This window comes from Tenebrionibacter intestinalis (assembly GCF_016632365.1).
Classification (GTDB): domain Bacteria; phylum Pseudomonadota; class Gammaproteobacteria; order Enterobacterales; family Enterobacteriaceae; genus Tenebrionibacter; species Tenebrionibacter intestinalis.
This window is the reverse complement of record NZ_JAEPBH010000009.1, coordinates 48868-67102: the sequence shown is the minus strand read 5'-3', so window position 1 is coordinate 67102 and position 18235 is coordinate 48868. Positions and strand designations below refer to the sequence as shown.

Sequence of the window (18235 nt, the reverse complement as noted above, 5' to 3'; positions counted from 1 at the left end):
TTTATTTCAGTTAGCTTAACTGGATGGGAGTGAAAATTATATCAGTGGGGTTAATGCATTTCTGTTTGTAAATAATATTTCAGTTTGTTGACTAATTTGAGTGTTATTTAACCAGGTATGCTATTAACGCGTTATTGTATTAAATTAATTCTGTGTATGTTTTTTCAACAGGCGCGCTGCGGAAATTAATTTACACAACGCTGCTTTTGTATGTACCTGCCTGCGAAATGACAAATAACGCCGCTTTTGCTCATTGCAGCGCCATTCTTCGGGGCGCGGCGCGAGCAAAAAACGGCTGTGCAGTAATGGTTGCTTTCCTGCGCTAACGCATGCGCCCGCTGCGGCGTGTTTCATCCAAAACGGCCGCACAAGAAAAAATATCCGTTTCACGTCCTGCCGCATTCGAAAAAAATACAACGCATCCTCTCACTTTCTCAGCAAATCTAAACCGCTGAATGTTTAGCGTTTTTAAACAAATGGGTTAAGGTAATGCCCGACTGAATCGTGTTCAAATTGATCTTTATGTGCGATCCACATGGCTGAAACTGTTTTCTTACTTATCCTTTTAAGGGTTGTGCAATGCGCTGTCGCAGCGGTGAAAAAACCAGGCTCGCGTGGCGTAACGCGCAGACTACGTTTTGCGAATGGAAATGAACGGAATTCGCGATATTGCAGGATTTGTAGTTACCGAAGGGAGCAAAGAAGATGCGCAAGGCGCTCTATCTTGTTACACGTGATAGTTACCTGGCCTGTGGGCTGAAAAAAACCTTTTCTGATGTGCATTTCCAGGGCCTGGCGCTTGAAACGCTGGCGCCGCAGGATTTTCATCAAATCAGCACGGCTAACGGCCGCTACGATCTGATTTATCTGATGGCCGATGCGGATATCCGAAGGTTTGTAAAATTCCATTATCCGCAGTTGAATATTACGGAAGTACCGGCGCGCTGTCGTCCTGAAGAACTTATTGATTTTCTACGCCAGAACACACGACAGCAGGCGGCGTTGCGTGACCATGAGGTTTATATGGAGAAACCTGCCAGCCTGTTCAGCCGCCGTGAAGAGGAAATTTTGCGCTATCTGCAAAAAGGCATGGCGCCCAGCGATATTGCCCGTCAGATTCAGCGTTCTGAAAAAACGGTCAGCCATTACAAGCGGTTAATCATGGAGAAAACGGGCTGTAAATCTCATATCCAGCTTATTGAGCTACTGCACAGCTCGCCCGTGGCCTGATGGCTGGCGCGCCGATGGGCTGTGCGCCGTTGCCTGCCCTGTCAGCCATATTCCTGCGTGGGTAGTTCCCACAGGCGGCAATGCTCCCGGATGAGTTCTGAGAGCGTGGCGCTTTGGCCCATAAATTTGCGAATGCGCAGGGCGTCGCTGTCGCCGCGCGTAACCTGCCGGCGCACGGCCTCAAGCGACCTGGCGCTGCCGAACGGCTTCGCATAGCGCTGTAAATGCGCCAGCGTTTCCAGAATATCCTTTCCGATTGGGCGCTGTTCGCCGCTGCGCACATCGGTAAATACCCCTCCCAACCCATAACGACAGGCCTGAAAGCGATTCCATGCGTACAGCAAATAGTCCTGCGAGCCGGGGGTGAATGGGCGCTCTGTCAGCAGCCAGCAGGCCAGCGCCTGAATGTAGCCGGCAAGGTTCAGCGCCTGCGACAGCCTCAGCGGCGTATCCATCAACCTTACTTCCACGGTGCCGAAGTGTGGGCTGGGCCGAATATCCCAGTGTAGATCCTTTATCCCGTCCACCATCCCGGTGTTCTCCAGACGCTGATAGATGGCGCAAAACGCGCGCCAGCTTCGGCTAAACGGCGCATGACCGTTATCCGGAAAGGCGCAAAACAGATTCAGGCGTGATGAAGCAAAGCCGGTATCCACCCCCTGTAGCCACGGAGACGAGGCGGAAAGCGCGATGAAATGCGGTACATAGCGGCCCAGCGCGTGCACCAGCCATATGGCATCGTCGCCGTTTGCGCAGCCGATGTGTACATGCTGGCCGAAGACCGTGGCCTGCTGCACCAGATAAGCAAAAAGCTCGCGGTGGCGCGCGTAGCGCGGGCTGTCGCATACCTGCTGTCGCTGCCATTTCTGAAAGGGGTGGGTGCCGCCGCCGCAAATGGCAAGCCGGTGCTCCCTGGCGCAGGCGCAGGCGATATCTGATAAGCGCTGTAGCTGCTGGCGGGCCTCTTCCAGGTGATGACAAACGCCGCAGGCAATCTCCAGCATGCTCTCGGTAATATCATGTTTTATCTCGCCGCGCGCAGCGTAGCCCTGACAGGCGGCGATAAGGCGCGAAGAGTCCTGACTGAGATCGCAGGCGGGGGGGCTGACAACCTGAAGCTCCAGCTCAATACCCAGCGTAAAGGGCGCGGAGGCGGTAAAAGCGGGGAGTGGCATGGCGGTATCCTCCTGCGGTTTACCGGTAAGTATAAACGCCCTTTTCTATACCGTTATTCACGGTATTGCTTTCACTGACCCAATCCATCGCGCAGCGCTTTGCTTTGCGCGCCGCAGAACAGCAAAAATTACCGGGAACGTATCATGTTAAATTCACGGTGTGTTAATTATTTGTTTCAATTGGTTGCGCACGATCGATAGCCTGAGCGCTCGGGCGGGATCATGGCGCGCGCCAGGCGGATTGCGGCATGGAAAAAAGAAAACAGGTCAGATTAATGACAAAGAGGACAAAAGCGTGGTTTTGTCCTCTATGTGGCGATTGGATGAAAATCAATATGTCGATTTTCCTTATTTTTTATTGTATTTCATCCATTCTGTCTGCGACAGGATGGGGTTTGTCAGCAGTTTCCAGGTATGGTTTATTTGCATTAACAGGAAACGTTAATCACAGCAGGCTTAGCTGCCTGGCGTTACGCCGACAGCCGGGGGCTTAGCTTGCAAACCGGCGACTATTTGCTGTCAGATACCATTATACCGACCCGCAGAGCGCGGGCCGGTATCGTGTAGGCTTTACTTGCGCGATTATCAGAAGTGGGTATTGAGGCTCATATACCAGGTGCGGCCAGCCTCGTTATAGGTGGCGGCCCCTGCGCCGTACATATAGCCCTTATCGCCGCCGGTTGTCTGGGCGTTGCCTTCACGCCAGTGGCGCTTATCGAATACATTGTCCACGCCTGCCGTCAGGCTGACGTTATTCGTCGCCTCCCAGGTCGCGCTCAGGCCCACAATACTGTACGGGCTGACCTCGTTTAGCTCGCTGCCGGATACCGGCTGGCCCTTATAGTTGTAGCGTTTCGGCTGCTGTTTGCCATACCAGGTCAGGGTGCTCTGCACGGATAGATCGCCGCGTACCTGCCAGCTTAACGTGGAGTTTAGCGTGTACTTCGGAATAATCGACAGGCGATCGCCGGTCTCTTTATTTTTACTCTGCAGCATCCAGGTCAGGTTGTTGCTCCAGGTTACGGTATCGCTAACCGGCACGTTTAGCGTGCCTTCCAGCCCTTCCACCACGGCTTTTGGGACGTTTTCCCATTTGTAGATGTCGGTACCGGCGTTGTTAGACGAGAGCGGCGAGTATCCCGCTTCAATTTTGTCGCGGTAGTCATTACGAAACCAGGTCACGCCCGCCAGCCAGTCGTCACGCTTAAACTCAAGCCCTATTTCTTTGTTAATGCTGGTTTCAGCGTTGAGGTTATCATTCCCCTGTAGATAACAGGCCCCGCCGCTGGCATAGCAGCCCTGGCCTTTGCTGTAGAGAATATAATTTGGGTTGGTCTGATAGAGATTTGGCGCTTTATAGGCGCGGGCTATCCCCATTTTCAGCGTCAGATCGTCGTTCAGCCCCTGGGTCAGGTTTAAAGACGGGCTCCAGTTGTTGCCCACAATGCTATGGCGATCGAAGCGTAGCGCCGGCGTCAGCATGGTGCTGTCAGTCAGCGCCATATTGTCTTCGGCGAACAAAGAGAAGATCTCCGCCTGTGAGTAAGGGCTGCGGCCCGTGCTGGCGGCGCCGTTTACCGGACCGCCCGTCAGCGCCTGCGTATTGGAGGCGTTGTCCTTCATCTTTTGCTGGTTCCACTCGGCGCCCAGCGTCAGAGTCTGGTTGACCAGCAGATCGAATGGAACGTTCACCTCGCTGTGGAGCATGACATCGCTCAGATCGATATCCACAAATTTGTCGCTGGAGAATAGCCCTTCGGTACCGCCCGCCAGCCCTTCGCCGATACGTGAGTTGCGGGTGTGTACGTATTGCGCCCAGGTGTTGCTGGTCACGCCGTTATCCCAGCCGCCGTTCCAGGTCAGGGCATAGGTCTGACGGTACGTCCGGTTCGTTTCAGCTCCATACTTCTTCTTCACCAGATCGCTGGTGTTGGTGTTCTGGGTATCCCCGGCGTAGAGGTTGCCCTGGCGATTATAGCCGGTTTCAAACTCCAGGCTTTGCATGGGGGCGAAGTCCCAGCGCGCCTGGCCGTTGATGCTCTTATTCACCACGCCTTCGCGACCGGCGGGAAGGGTATCGGCATAAATGCCGGTGCGTTCGGAGCGGTGATTCGCATTGATATATTGCGAATCGGCCTGGGTTTTATCCAGGTTGCCCCACAGGCGGAAACTGACGTCGCCGCCCAGCGGCCCGGTAAGGCTAAAATTGGTGCGCTTTGTTGCGCCTTCGGCCTTGTGTTCCGGCGCGTTGAAATAAGCATCCCAACTGCCGTGCCAGGTTTTGTCGCTGCGTTTAGTGATGATGTTCACCACGCCGCCCGCCGCGCCGTTGCCGTAGCGTGCCGCCGCCGGGCCGCGAATGACGTCGATACGCTCTATCATTTCCGGCGGCACCCAACTGGTGTCGCCGCGCGTATCGCGCTCGCCGCGCCAGCCCAGGCGAATGGCGTTGCGGCTGGTTACGGGCTTGCCGTCAATCAGAATCAGGGTATTTTCCGGTCCCATACCGCGAATATCAATCTGGCGGTTATTGCCGCGCTGGCCGCTGGTGGCGTTGCCGGTAAGGTTGACGCCAGGCATGGTGCGGATTATTTCAGAGACGTCGCGAGCGGGCGGGCGTTTGCGGATCTCATCGGCGGTGATGGTGGAAACGCCCGGCGCCTGAAGATTTTGCACGGCGGCGGACACGACCATTGTGTCTTCATGGTGGGGGGTAGCCGCTTCGTCTCCTGCGTTGCTCTGTTCGCCCGCATTTGCGGGCTGTTCAGCCGCCATAGCCGGCAGCGAACCGCCATATATCCCGATGTTAATAAGCATGGCGAGCGAATACGGAATCTTTTTGTTCATTTTGGATGGTGTCCTGCCTGGTTTTTCTTCGCCGCGCCTTTCTTCATGAAATCCCACCGAAAGGAGCGGCATGATGTCAAAAATATTTAGAAACGCGAACTTCTGCCGATGCGCCCTGGATGGCGTCAGCGTTTTTATTATTCAGTCCGTCGCGAAATGGCTGCGAGCCAGCGGTAAATACGCTATTGCAAATGAAAATAATTATCAATAATATTATCTTTAAATTTTGATGTGTAACTAATTTTACTTACTTTACATGGGGTTAACTCGGTGAAATTGAGTGAATTGCAGCCAGGGATGCAAGGCTGGTGGCAAGTTGTACAGCAGCAGGGCGTGCCGGCAGTGACACGCCTTTCGCCAGACCGTTGTGCTGTGACGTTTTACTGGCGCGATCCGGGCGGTTGCGCCCGCACTTCCAGCGTGCGTCGCGTCTGGATATATATTACCGGGGTTACCGATCATCACCTGTGTTCGCAGCCGGTGAGCCTGGAGCGCGTGCCCGGTACCGATGTCTGGCAGTGGAGTACGCAATTGCCTTCAACCTGGCGCGGCAGTTACTGTTTTATCCCCTCATCCAGTGAAAACGATTTTGCGCCGCAGGCAAGTTGCGCCGCGCCGGATATGCAGGCGTTGCGCGAGAGCTGGAGCCGTTTGCTGCCGCATGCGGTGGCCGATCCGTTCAACCCGCACAGTTGGCGCGGCGGGCGCGACCATCCGGGCTGCGCGTTACACCTGCCGGATGCCCCGGTTCAGCCGGGTTGGGAAGCCAGACACCCCGCGGCGGCCGCGCCGCTGTGCATCACCTGGCAGAGTCAGCGTCTGCAAAACCGCCGCCGAATATGGATATTTTCCACCGGCGAACAAGACCCGCAACAGCGACCGCTGGCGCTCCTTCTCGATGGCCAGTTCTGGGCTGAAAGTATGCCGGTATGGCCTGCCTTACAGGCGCAGACCAACGCAGGCGCGCTGCCGCCTGCGGTTTACGTACTGATTGATGCGATTGACCGCGAACATCGTGCCGTGGAGCTGCCTTGCAACGATGAATTCTGGCTTGCGGTACATGATGAGCTGCTGCCCCTGTTACGCGAGCATGTCGTCTGGCGCGAGCACCCATCAACGACTGTCGTGGCCGGGCAGAGTTTTGGCGGTTTGGCGGCGCTGTATGCCGCGCTGACCTGGCCTGAGCGCTTTGGCTGCGCGCTAAGCCAGTCGGCTTCCTGTTGGTGGCCGAATCGCGCTGACGGCAACGCGCCGGGGCGGCTTGAGGAGCTTATGCTGGCGGGTCTTGTCGGAAAGCAGCCCGTGAACATATTTATGGAGGCGGGCATTCGTGAACCGCTTATTTTCCGCGCGCACCAGCGGCTGGTGCCTCTACTCCGGCACGGGCGGCACAGGCTTTTGTGGCGTCAGGTAGAAGGCGGACATGACGCGCTGTGCTGGCGCGGTGGACTGCTTGATGGGCTGATAGCGCTCTGGGCTGATGTTCCCGCGCCATAAACTTTTGGGCGCCGTCTCTGGCGACGCGTTATTCGACAGGAGTAAAGCATGGATTACAGCAATCCCTTCGACGATCCGCAGGGGCGGTTTTTTATACTGGTTAACGATGTAATGCAGTACAGCCTTTGGCCCGCGCACTGTGCGCTGCCGCCTGGCTGGCGGACGGTAACCGGCCCGCAGGATCAGGAAGCATGCCGCCGGTGGCTTGAGGCGCACTGGCAGACCATTCAGCCCGCTCATTTTGTTTCCGATCGTTTGCAGTGAGGTGCGTTGTGAGTGAATCAGAAGTGGTTATCCCCGTAGCTCCCGGAACAGCGTTGCCGCTGGTCGCGGCGCAGCCGGGCATATGGATGGCGGATCGGCTGTCGGCGCAGGCCAATGCGTGGAGCGTGGCGCACTACGTTGAACTCAACGGCGAGGTGGATATTGCCCGGTTGAGTCAGGCGATTGTGGCCGGAATGAACGACGTTGATACGTTACGCATGCGCTTTACCGAACGCGATGATGGCGTACCGGTGCAGTGGGTGGATGCGTCATTAACGTTCAGTTCGCCGGATATGCTTGACCTGCGCGACGCCGCCAGTCCTGTTAGCGCCGCGCTGGCGCATATGCGCCAGGATCTTGAGCAGGATTTACGAATAAGTAGCGGTAAGCCGCTGTATCACCATGCGTTGCTGCGCATTGGCGAGCGCCGCTGGTACTGGTACCAGCGTTATCATCATATTGCTGTGGACGGTTTCAGCTTTACCGCGATTACGCGCCATATCGCCAGTCTCTACACTGCGTTGTGCCGCGGTGAACAGCCGCCAGCATCGCCTTTTACGCCCTTTAGCGACGTGGTAAAGGAGTACACCCATTATCAGGCGACGCCTGTCTGGCTGCGTGACGCCGAATTCTGGCATCAGCAGGCGCGTGAGCTGCCGCCGCCAGCGTCTGTGTCCGATAAGCCGCTGAGCGGGCAGGGCGCGACCACGCGGTTAATTCGCCAGTCGTTGACCTTCGATAGCGGTGATTTTCAGCGGCTGACGGCGCATGGGCAACCGCAGCGCCTGAGCGCGGCAGATATGGCGCTGGCGCTGACTTCGCTGTGGCTGGGCCGCCTTGCTAACCGCACGCAATACGCAGCAGGCTTTATTTTTATGCGCCGCCTCGGCTCAACGGCGCTGTGCGCCGCAGGCCCGGTACTCAACGTATTGCCCTGGGCGGTGCGTATACCGGCGCAGGCGACGCTCGTTGAACTGGCGGCGCAACAGGCGCGACAGATGAAAACGCTGCGCCGCCACCAGCGCTATGATGCCGAGCAGGTACAGCGCGATCTTGGCCATGTGGCCGATGGCGAGCCGCTGTTCGGTCCGGTTATCAATATCAAAATGTTCGACTACCGCCTCGACTTCAACGGCGTTAATGGCATTACGCATCAGCTTGCTTCTGGCCCGGTGCGCGATCTGGAGATTGCGCTCTATCCCGGCGAACAAGGCGAGCTGGCGATGGACGTGCTTGCCAACAGTGAACGCTATGAGGCTGACGCGCTGGCGAAACATATCAGCCGCCTGCCGCGCCTGTTAAAACAGTTTGCCGACGATCCGACGCTGACGTGCCAGCAGGCGGATTTACTTCATGATGATGAAGTTGCGCTCATTAACCGGGTGAATGCAACGCGCAAGCCGCTGGCCGCGCAGACGCTGAGCGGCATTATCGCTCAACAGGCGAAACTGACGCCGGATGCGCCCGCGCTGGCGGATGATAGCTGGCAGTTCAGCTATCGTGATATGCGTCAACAGGTACTGCTGCTGGCGCAGCAGCTAAAATCGCGCGGCGTGAAGCCGGGCGACATTGTGGCCGTCGCGCTGCCGCGCTCGGTATTCCTGTCGCTGGCGCTACAGGCGATAGTAGAGACGGGCGCGGCCTGGCTGCCGCTTGATACCGGTTACCCGGATGACAGGCTGCGTATGATGCTTGAAGATGCCGCGCCGAGGCTGATTATCACAACTGATGAACAGCTTGCCCGTTTTACCGGCGTGACGAATATGGCGGCGCTGTGCCTGACGGCCCCGCTGGCGGGCCGCGTGTCGCACGAGGCTGAAGACCTGTCGCGCCCGGCGCACACGGCCTATGTGATTTTTACCTCCGGCTCCACCGGCAGACCAAAAGGCGTCATGGTAGGGCAGGAGGCTATCGTCAACCGCCTGCTGTGGATGCAAAATCATTACCCGCTGAGCGCAGACGATGTGGTATTGCAGAAAACGCCGTGCAGTTTTGACGTCTCGGTATGGGAATTTTTCTGGCCGCTGATGGCGGGCGCACGGCTGGTTATGGCGCCGCCGCAGGCGCACCGCGACCCACAGGCGCTTTTGCAGCTTTTCAGTCGCTGGAAAGTGACCACCACGCATTTTGTGCCGTCGATGCTGGCCGCGTTTGTGGCGGCGCTTGCCGATGGGCGAAGCGCCGCCGGTTGTGTGAGCCTGCGGCGCGTATTTTGTAGCGGCGAGGCGTTGCCTGCCGATTTATGCCGTCAGTGGAAGCGGATTGTCGGTACGCCGTTGCATAACCTCTACGGTCCTACGGAAGCGGCGGTGGACGTGAGTTGGTATCCGGCTTTTGGTCAACACCTGGCTGCCGTTGAGGGCAGTAGCGTGCCTGTCGGCTGGCCGGTATGGAACACAGGGTTGCGTATCCTTGACGGCGCTATGCAGCCGGTGCCGCCAGGGGTGGCGGGGGATCTTTATCTTACCGGCGTGCAGTTGGCGCAGGGGTATCTGTCGCGGCCCGATTTGACCGCCAGCCGCTTTATTGCCGATCCGGTTGTCCCTGGCGCGCGCATGTACCGCACAGGCGATGTGGCGCGCTGGCTGGACAATGGCGCGGTGGAATACCTTGGGCGCAGCGACGATCAGTTAAAGATTCGCGGCCAGCGTATTGAGCTGGGCGAGATTGAGCGCGCAATGCAGGGATTACCGGACGTTGCGCAGTCGGTGGCGGCGGCCTGCGTGCTTAATGACGGCGCGGCGGGCGGCGGCGATGCGCGTCAACTGGTCGGCTATCTGGTGTCGGCCTCCGGGGCGGAGTTGGATGCGACAGCGCTGCGTGAAAGGCTGCTGGCGCAGCTACCGGCGCATATGGTGCCGGTGGCGCTGGTGCAGATGGATAGCTTCCCGCTGAGCGCCAACGGCAAGCTGGATCGCAAGCGGTTGCCGCGCCCGCAGCCGGCGGCGCGCCCGGCAGGCCGCGCGCCGTTGCCGGGACTGGAAACGGTTATTGCGAACGCCTTTACGGGCCTGCTTGGCTGTGAGATTCGCTCCGCGCAGGATGATTTCTTTGCGCTCGGCGGCCATTCGCTGTTGGCGATGCGCCTGGCGGCAGAGCTGCGTAACCGGCTCCGGCGTCCCGTCACTGTTGGGCAAGTCATGGTGGCGTCTACGGTTGCCGGCCTGGCGGCCGCGCTGGAGCAGCAGGATGAGACGAGCGTGAACCGCGCCGGGTTTGAAGCTGTGCTGCCGCTGCGCCGGAGTGAAGGGCCGACGCTGTGGTGTTTTCATCCGGCATCGGGATTCGCCTGGCAGTTTAGCGTGCTGACGCGCTGGCTCGATCCGCGCTGGTCGGTGATGGGTCTGCAGTCGCCGCGACCGGAAGGGCCAATGCAGCAGGCAAAAAACCTGGCGCAGGTGGCGGACAGCCATCTGGCGACGTTGCGCGAACGACAGCCGCACGGGCCTTATTATCTGATGGGGTATTCGCTGGGCGGTACGCTTGCGCAGGCCGTGGCCGCCCGTCTGTGCGAAGCAGGGGAGGAGGTCGCTTTTCTTGGATTGCTTGATACCTGGCCGCCGGAAACCCAGAACTGGCAGGAGAAAGGGGCCAATGCGCTGGAGCCTGCTGTGCTGGCGGAGATTGCGCGCGAGCGTGAAGCTTTTCTCGCCGCCCAACAGGAAATGGGCTCCGATGCGCTGTTTTCGGCGATTGAGGGTAATTACGGCGACGCAGTGCGGCTGTTGTCTACCGCGCGTAGCGTGCGCTTTGCCGGAAAGGCGACGCTGTTTGTGGCCGAACGCACGATGATGCCGGGGCTGTCCCCACGCGATGCGTGGGCGGCCTGGACGCAGGCGCTGGATATTTATCCGGTGGACTGCGCGCATGTGGATATTATTGCGCCGCAAGCATTCACGACTATCGGGCCAGTACTCCAGCGGCTGTTAGCGCTTCGGTAAATAAAACGCCATGTTCTGCATGGCGTCAGTTTGTTGACAAAGAAGGAAAAAACGGGTTTTTTCCTTCTTCGTGGTAAGCAGGCGAAAAACAATGCATTGATTTTCGTTATTTTTTATTGAATTTCCTCCATCCTGTCTGCGACAGGATGGGGGTTGTCAGCAGTCTCACGCCATGTTCTGCATGGCGTTGAGGTTATCGATAAGCTACCGTAACGAACGGTTTCGGCTGATATTTTCAACAAGGGCAAAATGTCGTTTTTGCCCTTTTCGTTATTACTCTATTCCCCAGCTTTTATATATCGCTCTCTGGCGAAGGGGCCTTTCTGCTCAGGTAGGTCGGCTCGCAATACTATTACGCTGCACCCATTTAGTTGGACTTATAGTGGTTTACTGAATTTGGCCGCCTGATTCAGCTTGATAAGAGCAGGCTTGTCAAAGATAACTCAGTTCTTTTACAAATAAAGGTCCGCTTCTGGCACAAAGCGGACATCAGTATTCAAAAAAATGAAAAACGACGACTTGATGTATAGCATTTGCTATACATGGTGTGTCTCATGAAATCAGTTGTTCAACTTAACCTTAGAGCTAAGGAATCGCAGCGGGCGCTTATTGATGAAGCTGCGGAAATCCTTCACAAGTCACGTACAGATTTCATTCTGGAAATGGCCTGTAAGGCTGCCGAGAATGTGATCCTTGACCGCCGTGTATTTAACTTTAACGATGAGCAATTTGCGAAGTTCATCGATACGCTTGATGCGCCGGTCGCAGACGATCCCGTTATCGAAAAACTGCTGGCAAGGAAACCTCAGTGGGACGTGTAACAGCACCAGAACCTTTGTCCGCTTTTCATCAGGTGGCTGAGTTCGTCAGCGGTGAGGCTGTGCTCGATGACTGGTTGAAGCAAAAGGGCCTCAAAAACCCGGCTCCCGGAGCGGCCAGAACATTTGTTGTGCGCAAGAAAGACGCGAAGCAAGTAGTCGGTTTTTACTCTCTGGCCACCGGCAGCGTCAACCATACAGAAGCGACAGGTAATCTTCGGCGTAACATGCCAGATCCCATCCCTGTCTTTATACTTGCCCGTCTTGCTGTCGATCTCTCATTCCATGGAAAAGGGCTTGGTGCCGATTTACTTCATGATGCAGTGCTTCGTTGCTATCGGGTTGCCGGGAATATTGGTGTACGTGCAATCATGGTTCATGCGCTTACCGAAGAAGCCAAAAATTTCTACATTCATCATGGTCTCAAATCATCACAAACTCAGCAGCGAACATTGTTCCTGAGGCTCCCTCAATAGAACGCAAAGACTGTTACGTTCAAATCGCCATAAGCGATAATTTGATAGTACGTATAAGATTAAATCAGTAGGAATCCTTCAGGAAAGAATACGACGAACAAAATATTGATGAGACAGGAATCCGCGTGATGTAAGAAAGCAACGAAATGAATGATCCGATTGCGGAAAATGTTATTTAGGTATAGCCAGAATAAAAAAGCGCCCGTGTATTATATGGACTCTTTAACTGATGCCCCGGTTAATCTGATCAACTTTTTGGGGCCAGAACACTCTCAGGCTAAACATCAGGGCGGTTTTTATTTCGGCGGCGCGATAACGGAATATTCGACATAATGCTGTGTTAATCTGATTACGGGTCTGTTATTTATTCAGTTACAAACGCGTAAGCGTAATTACTTCGCCCGGCTGTGTTTGAATAAAGCGGTTCAGAATATTCATGCCAGAAAATGGCCGAAGCTTTATTGGCGGTATAACAGGCAAGATTCTCTCCTCGTTTATTTTTATATGCTATCAGCTCCACTTTATTTTTATACAAATTATGATACACCGTTGGCCTTGTGATTTTTCATTAAGGATAATGAATATGGCAATCAGACCTGTTAACCTGACCGTAAGCGGTACGGCCATCAGTAATGAGTATGCAAAAACGTTTTCTTATCATCGGGATGGAAAAAGCCAGGATAAAAATCTTTATCGAATCCCGCTGTACCGAATGACAATAAGCGGGAGAGACGATGCCGGTAATGCGGTTCAACACACAGTTCGGGTGATTCGTTTCGGCGTGGGCTGGAGCACACAAACAAACGTCAGTTATGTTTATGGACTTGCCAAACTCCAGTCCTCTTATATTCGCCGCTGGCTTCCCGACTATAGTGTGCATAGCGCCCGGCATGTTTTTAAAGATTACCTTATTCACGATGGTGCGGATAACCCTGTACGGGAGGTTTATGCGACCGCCGGCTGTATCGACGTGTGTGATGATCCGTATGGCTTTGATCGCGTTAATTCGCTAATTATCAGGCTGTCCGGCGTTGAAAAGGCCCTTCCCCGGGCGCGGCAACTGCGTGATATCGCTCATGCGGGCAGGAAGAAAATTACTTATGAAAGAGCGCTAAGGCCAGCGCTGCGGCTGTGGAATGCCTGAATCAGGTTTTAGTAAAATTTTTATTTGGCCGCACAAAGGAGGAAAGGGTGCGAAAATATATTTTGGGTATAGCCCTGTTAGCCACAACGGCGGCGTTAGCACAGCATAATGGATTTAAAAGGCATATCGATGAAGTTAATTTTTCATATACCGGAGAAAGCCAGGCGCTGAAATGGTTTGATATTATTCAGGGCGCACCTGCATTTCGCCATAAGCTGTCTGTTAAATTTAATAGCGTTGATGCCAGTGAACAGGTGGAATTTCTCAATGATCAATTCGCCACCGATATTTTTACAAAGGCTTCACTGATTAAATTGGCCGATTTTGTAACCTACTTTCCTGAAAATTCCAGCGCGCATGCGGCGATTATTGAAACCGCTTTTAAACAGTGCAGCCAGTTGTTGTCGGCCTATAAAAAGGTAAGGGCGCTTAACAGCCAGAAATTTAATCTGAAAGTATTAAACAAATTCAGAAGTTATAAACAAGACCATAGCCTGATGTTTATTGTGTCTGAAACACCGTTGCAGCCGGAAATTACGCAGCTATTTACGTGGCTTGACGCCAGTAATCACGATACGCCGTGTATGGCGCAGCCAGTGGACGCGAACGCCGGGGCGAAGTAGACGCTATACGCAGAAGATATCGCCTGCGCCGGTGCGGCGCAGGCGTTTTGTTATCTGCGCCCCAGCGGGACGACCAACGGTGTGTGGGCGACCGGATCGTCAATAATCATGCAGCGCAGGCCGTATATGGCTTCAATCAGTTCGGCGGTCACGATTGCTTTAGGCGCGCCCTGGGCGATAATTTTCCCCTCGCGCAGGGCGATAAGGTGCGTGGCGTAACGGCAGGCCTGGTTGAGATCGTGCAGTACGGCCGCCAGCGTATAGCCCTGCTCGCGATTAAGGCTGCTTAGTAATTCAAGCAAATCGATCTGGTGGCTGATATCAAGCCAGGTCGTGGGTTCATCCAGCAGCATGATGGCGGTTTCCTGCGCCAGTACCATTGCTATCCAGGCGCGCTGGCGCTGGCCGCCGGAGAGCGTATCCACAGGCTGTTTTGCCAGCGCCTCGATGCCGGTTGCGCGCATGGCGTTGCGCACGGCGTTCTCATCCTCTTCGCGCCAGCGGGTAAAGAGCGGTTGATGCGGGTAGCGTCCCCGTGATACCAGTTCCTGAACGCTGATATCCCCCGGCGTGCTGGCGTTTTGCGCCAGAAGCCCAATGCGCCGCGCCACTTCTTTTGTGGCGTAGCGCCCGATAGGTTCGCCATCAAGCCAGACCTGGCCGTTAAGCGGGGTCATCAGGCGGCTGAGGCTACGCAATAGCGTCGATTTGCCGCAGCCGTTAGGGCCAATAATAGCGGTGAATTCACCGTCGGGAATGGAAACGCTAAGATTGTCCGCCACCGTATGTTTGCCGTAGCCCAGGGTGAGCTTTTCGCCTCGCAGGCGGGATTGTGTCGTCATCTTTTGCGTGACTCCTTAATCAGCAGAGCGATGAGGTAAAGCCCCCCAATGCTGACGGTAACAACGCCGACCGGCAACTGGTAAGGCATAAACAGGCGCTGAGCGCATAAATCCGCAAGCAGCAGCAGCACGCCGCCGCACAATGCCGACTGCGCCAGCCCCCAGCGCGCCGTGCCGCTGATGCGGCGCGCAATATGCGGCGCAACCAGCGCCACAAAAGAAACGGGCCCGGCCAGCGCGGTAGCGCAGGCGGTGAGCAGCACTGCGGTGAGAATTAACAGCATGCGCGATAATTCCACGCGTACGCCGAGCGCGCAGGCGGTATCGTCGCCCATCTCCAGCAGGCGCATACGGCGCGCCAGAATACCGGCCGCCGCCAGTATTACCACAATCAGCGGCGCGCCAGGAAATAGCTTGCTCCATGTCAGGCCGTTGAGCGAACCGGCGTTCCATAGCCCGGCGGAAACGGCTGTATCGAGTGAGGCATGCAGCAGTAGCCAGGTGTTGAACGCCATCAGCATTGCGCGTACGCCGATACCGATAATAATCAGGCGAAAGGTATCAATGCCGTTACGCCATGCCAGCAGCCAGACGACAAACGAACAGAGAATGCCGCCGCCCATAGCGGCAAAAGCGACAGTGGTCGCCTGCTGATTGAATAACACCATCGCCAACAGCACGCCGCTCCATGCCCCGGTGTTGAAACCCATGACGTCCGGACTGCCCAGCGGGTTACGCAGCAGCGATTGAAAAATAGCGCCGCTCACGCCGAGCGCGGCGCCAACCAGCAGCGCCGACAGGACGCGCGGCAGACGCCATTCAACAACCACTAATGTTATGCCGCGTGGCGCGTTGCCGAACAGGGCCTCGAAAACCTGGATGCCGCTGAGCGGCACGGCGCCGCTGCCGAGGCTCCAGCCGCCCAGGCCGACGGCTGCGGCAATCAGTAAGATAATAGTCGTAAGCAGGCGTGGGGTTAATGGCTTCATAGCGCGACCCCCGCACGGCGTCGGCGCACCAGCCAGATAAGCACTGGCGCGCCGATAAAGGCGCTGACGACGGAAACGCGCAGCTCGCCGGGCACCAGCAGACGCCCGAGAATATCGGCCGCCAGCAGCAGCGACGGCGTTGCCAGCAGGGTAACGGGCAGCGACCAGCGATGATCCGGGCCGGTAAGCCAGCGCGCCATGTGCGGCATCATCAGCCCAATAAAGGCAATGGGGCCAACGGCGGCGGTGGCGCTGGCGCATAAAAGCGTAATAACCAGCAGGCCCAGAAGCTGAGTGCGGGCCACTTTACTCCCCAGCGCCGTTGCCGTATCGCTCCCCATGCTCAGGCTGTTTAGCGAGCGTGACAGCAGCAGCGCTGTCGCAAGCCCGACTGCGATCGGCGCAAAAATTATTTTTAGCGTTGAAAAGGTGCGGATGTCGAGCGAACCCGATTGCCAGTAACGTAGCTGGTCAAATACCGCCGGGTTGAGCAGGGCGATACCGCTGCTTAACCCTTCCAGTACGGCTGCCAGCGCAACGCCTGCCAGCGTCAGGCGTACCGGGCTGAGCTGGCCGCCGCCCTGGCTGCCGGTCAGGGCGACCGTTAGCGAGGCGAGCAGCGCGCCGGTAAAGCCCAGACCCAGTAGCGTCACAGGGGAAGAGTAGCCAAGTAGCGCGGTTCCCAGCACGATAGCGAAGCTTGCGCCTGCGTTCACGCCCAGCAGTCCGGGGTCAGCCAGCGGGTTGCGCGTGAGCGTTTGCATTAGCGCGCCCGCGACGCCCAGGGCGCTGCCGGCCAGTAGCCCGGCTATCGTGCGGGGCAATCGCGCATTGAGCACGATAGTACAATCGGCGCTGCGGCACTGGCCGCCGAGGGCGTCAATGACCACAGAAGGAGAAAGCGTTTTAGCGCCTGTAAACAGGCTTAGCGCCGCCATCAGCAGCAGAAAAATAGCCAGGCCCAGCAGCACGGCGCCGCGCGCTGAAAAGCGGGAAAACCACATAAATGCATATCCTGAATATTGATAATGATTTTTATTATCGTTATCACTACTATTTGTTTATGGTAGCATGGCGCGCGCGTCTCCTGGTAAAGAAAAATGTTTAAGGCCATGTAATGAAGAAAAATTCTTTATGGCTGAACCTCAGTCTGCTGAGGAGCCATCCTGCTTTTTGCGCGGTATTTGTAGCCCGCCTGATTTCTATTCTCTCATTGGGCCTGCTCGGCGTGGCCGTACCGGTTCAGATTCAGCATCTGACAGGCTCAACCCTACAGGTCGGGCTGTCAGTGACGCTCACCGGCGGCGCGATGTTTATCGGCATGATGGCAGGCGGCGTGCTGGCAGATCGCTATGAGCGAAAACGCCTGATTCTGCTGGCGCGCGCTACCTGCGGGCTGGGGTTTATCGGTTTGTGCGTCAACGCCATGTCGCCTGCGCCATCGCTGACGGTCATTTATTTGTTGGGGGTCTGGGACGGGCTTTTTGCCGCAGTAGGCGTTACTGCGCTGCTGGCGGCGACGCCGGGGCTGGTAGGGCGAGAAAATCTGATGCAGGCCGGGGCGATAACCATGCTGACGGTTCGTCTGGGATCGGTGATTTCGCCGATGTTGGGCGGGTTACTGCTTGCCTTTGGCGGTGTGGCGTGGAACTACGGCCTGGCGGCTTTTGGCACTGTTATTACGCTGCTGCCGCTGCTGCGCCTGCCGCCTCAGCATCCACCGGCGCAGGCGCGCCAGCATCCGCTGCGTGCGCTCTATGAGGGGCTGGCGTTTTTGCTGGGTCATCCGCTGCTGGGCGGCGTAGCGCTTATTGGCGCTTTGTTGACGATGGCGAGCGCAGTACGTGTGTTATATCCGGCGCTGGCTGGTTACTGGGGCATGAGTGAAGCGCAAATAGGCCTACTTTATGCGGCGATACCGCTTGGCGCAGCGCTCGGCGCGCTTACCAGCGGATCGGTAGCGCAGAGCGTGCGGCCGGGGCGGATTATGCTGTTTAGCACGGTGGCTTCGTTTGTCGCGGTGGGTATGTTCAGCCTGATGCCAGGCTGGGCGCTGGGGATGTTCTGCCTGACGCTGTTTGGCTACCTGAGCGCGATAAGCTCGCTGTTGCAATACACCCTGATTCAGACGCAGACGCCGGACGCTATGCTGGGGCGCATCAACGGGCTTTGGACGGCGCAAATTGTCACCGGCGATGCCATTGGCGCGGCGCTGTTGGGCGGGATGGGCGCGGCGCTGTCGCCGGTAAGCTCCGCAAGCCTGAGCGGCTTTGCCCTGGCGGCGCTGGGCGCTGTGCTGACGCTTGCCTTCAGCCAACTGCGCCGTTTTCGCCAGTTGCCGCCGGAGGCTGGCGTAACCGGGAAGGCCATCTGATGTGGTTGCGCGCCC

At 56.7% G+C, this 18235-nt stretch carries 14 protein-coding genes; 9 read left to right on the top strand and 5 right to left on the bottom strand.

Annotation, left to right across the window (positions count from 1 at the left end):
* Nucleotides 1-705: 705 nt before the first annotated feature.
* On the top strand, nt 706-1230 hold the full coding sequence (locus tag JJB97_RS05050; RefSeq protein ID WP_238712927.1) for a helix-turn-helix transcriptional regulator: 525 nt from the start codon (nt 706-708) through the stop codon (nt 1228-1230).
* A gap of 41 nt (nt 1231-1271) precedes the next feature.
* Here JJB97_RS05050 and JJB97_RS05045 read toward each other — a convergent pair whose 3' ends face one another.
* Nucleotides 1272-2405 carry a YbdK family carboxylate-amine ligase gene (locus JJB97_RS05045; protein WP_238712924.1) on the bottom strand — a complete coding sequence of 378 codons (1134 nt, stop codon included), beginning with the start codon at nt 2403-2405 and terminating at the stop codon, nt 1272-1274.
* Nucleotides 2406-2990: 585 nt separating this feature from the next.
* Complete coding sequence (locus JJB97_RS05040) at nt 2991-5252, bottom strand: TonB-dependent siderophore receptor (protein ID WP_238712922.1); 2262 nt, start codon at nt 5250-5252, stop codon at nt 2991-2993.
* A gap of 276 nt (nt 5253-5528) precedes the next feature.
* Here JJB97_RS05040 and fes point away from each other — a divergent pair, with 276 nt between their 5' ends.
* The 7 genes from fes to JJB97_RS05005 all read left to right on the top strand — a co-directional run bounded on the left by fes (nt 5529) and on the right by JJB97_RS05005 (nt 14015).
* Nucleotides 5529-6749 carry an enterochelin esterase gene (gene fes, locus JJB97_RS05035; RefSeq protein ID WP_263457870.1) on the top strand — a complete coding sequence of 407 codons (1221 nt, stop codon included), beginning with the start codon at nt 5529-5531 and terminating at the stop codon, nt 6747-6749.
* A 48-nt stretch (nt 6750-6797) separates the two neighbouring features.
* Complete coding sequence (locus JJB97_RS05030) at nt 6798-7013, top strand: MbtH family protein (RefSeq protein ID WP_238712921.1); 216 nt, start codon at nt 6798-6800, stop codon at nt 7011-7013.
* An 8-nt stretch (nt 7014-7021) separates the two neighbouring features.
* Nucleotides 7022-10954, top strand: coding sequence for an enterobactin synthase subunit F (locus JJB97_RS05025; RefSeq protein WP_317980894.1), 3933 nt, complete (start codon nt 7022-7024; stop codon nt 10952-10954).
* A 554-nt stretch (nt 10955-11508) separates the two neighbouring features.
* Nucleotides 11509-11775, top strand: coding sequence for a type II toxin-antitoxin system TacA family antitoxin (locus tag JJB97_RS05020; RefSeq protein ID WP_238712920.1), 267 nt, complete (start codon nt 11509-11511; stop codon nt 11773-11775).
* Nucleotides 11763-12248 carry a GNAT family N-acetyltransferase gene (locus tag JJB97_RS05015; protein ID WP_238712919.1) on the top strand — a complete coding sequence of 162 codons (486 nt, stop codon included), beginning with the start codon at nt 11763-11765 and terminating at the stop codon, nt 12246-12248. Before JJB97_RS05020 ends, JJB97_RS05015 begins: the two co-directional genes overlap by 13 nt.
* Nucleotides 12249-12684: 436 nt before the next feature.
* Nucleotides 12685-13392 (top strand): hypothetical protein, encoded by a 708-nt coding sequence (locus JJB97_RS05010; protein ID WP_238712918.1) that lies wholly within the window; start codon nt 12685-12687, stop codon nt 13390-13392.
* Nucleotides 13393-13439: 47 nt separating this feature from the next.
* Nucleotides 13440-14015, top strand: coding sequence for a hypothetical protein (locus tag JJB97_RS05005; protein ID WP_238712917.1), 576 nt, complete (start codon nt 13440-13442; stop codon nt 14013-14015).
* 50 nt (nt 14016-14065) lie between these two features.
* Here JJB97_RS05005 and fepC read toward each other — a convergent pair whose 3' ends face one another.
* The 3 genes from fepC to fepD are packed head-to-tail and all read right to left on the bottom strand — an operon-like array spanning nt 14066 to nt 16784.
* Nucleotides 14066-14857: an iron-enterobactin ABC transporter ATP-binding protein gene (gene fepC / locus JJB97_RS05000; protein ID WP_238712916.1), complete on the bottom strand. Its 792-nt coding sequence runs from the start codon at nt 14855-14857 to the stop codon at nt 14066-14068.
* Nucleotides 14854-15846, bottom strand: a complete 993-nt coding sequence (fepG, locus tag JJB97_RS04995; RefSeq protein ID WP_238712914.1) for an iron-enterobactin ABC transporter permease — start codon at nt 15844-15846, stop codon at nt 14854-14856. Before fepG ends, fepC begins: the two co-directional genes overlap by 4 nt.
* Complete coding sequence (gene fepD, locus JJB97_RS04990; protein ID WP_399198106.1) at nt 15843-16784, bottom strand: Fe(3+)-siderophore ABC transporter permease; 942 nt, start codon at nt 16782-16784, stop codon at nt 15843-15845. The genes fepG and fepD overlap by 4 nt, the downstream gene beginning before the upstream one ends.
* A 179-nt stretch (nt 16785-16963) precedes the next feature.
* Here fepD and entS point away from each other — a divergent pair, with 179 nt between their 5' ends.
* The gene (gene entS / locus JJB97_RS04985) at nt 16964-18220 is read left to right on the top strand and encodes an enterobactin transporter EntS (RefSeq protein WP_238712910.1); all 1257 of its coding nucleotides are present in this window, start codon (nt 16964-16966) and stop codon (nt 18218-18220) included.
* Nucleotides 18221-18235: the final 15 nt, after the last annotated feature.

What these genes read in the sequence shown, in the direction of transcription:
- JJB97_RS05010 (WP_238712918.1), top strand. Translation starts at nt 12,685, where the DNA reads ATGCCAGAAAATGGCCGAAGCTTTATTGGCGGTATAACAGGCAAGATT.
- JJB97_RS05040 (WP_238712922.1), bottom strand. Translation starts at nt 5,252, where the DNA reads ATGAACAAAAAGATTCCGTATTCGCTCGCCATGCTTATTAACATCGGG.
- fepD (WP_399198106.1), bottom strand. Translation starts at nt 16,784, where the DNA reads ATGGCGGCGCTAAGCCTGTTTACAGGCGCTAAAACGCTTTCTCCTTCT.
- JJB97_RS05030 (WP_238712921.1), top strand. Translation starts at nt 6,798, where the DNA reads ATGGATTACAGCAATCCCTTCGACGATCCGCAGGGGCGGTTTTTTATA.
- JJB97_RS05045 (WP_238712924.1), bottom strand. Translation starts at nt 2,405, where the DNA reads ATGCCACTCCCCGCTTTTACCGCCTCCGCGCCCTTTACGCTGGGTATT.
- fepC (WP_238712916.1), bottom strand. Translation starts at nt 14,857, where the DNA reads ATGACGACACAATCCCGCCTGCGAGGCGAAAAGCTCACCCTGGGCTAC.
- JJB97_RS05020 (WP_238712920.1), top strand. Translation starts at nt 11,509, where the DNA reads ATGAAATCAGTTGTTCAACTTAACCTTAGAGCTAAGGAATCGCAGCGG.
- JJB97_RS05050 (WP_238712927.1), top strand. Translation starts at nt 706, where the DNA reads ATGCGCAAGGCGCTCTATCTTGTTACACGTGATAGTTACCTGGCCTGT.
- fepG (WP_238712914.1), bottom strand. Translation starts at nt 15,846, where the DNA reads ATGAAGCCATTAACCCCACGCCTGCTTACGACTATTATCTTACTGATT.
- entS (WP_238712910.1), top strand. Translation starts at nt 16,964, where the DNA reads ATGAAGAAAAATTCTTTATGGCTGAACCTCAGTCTGCTGAGGAGCCAT.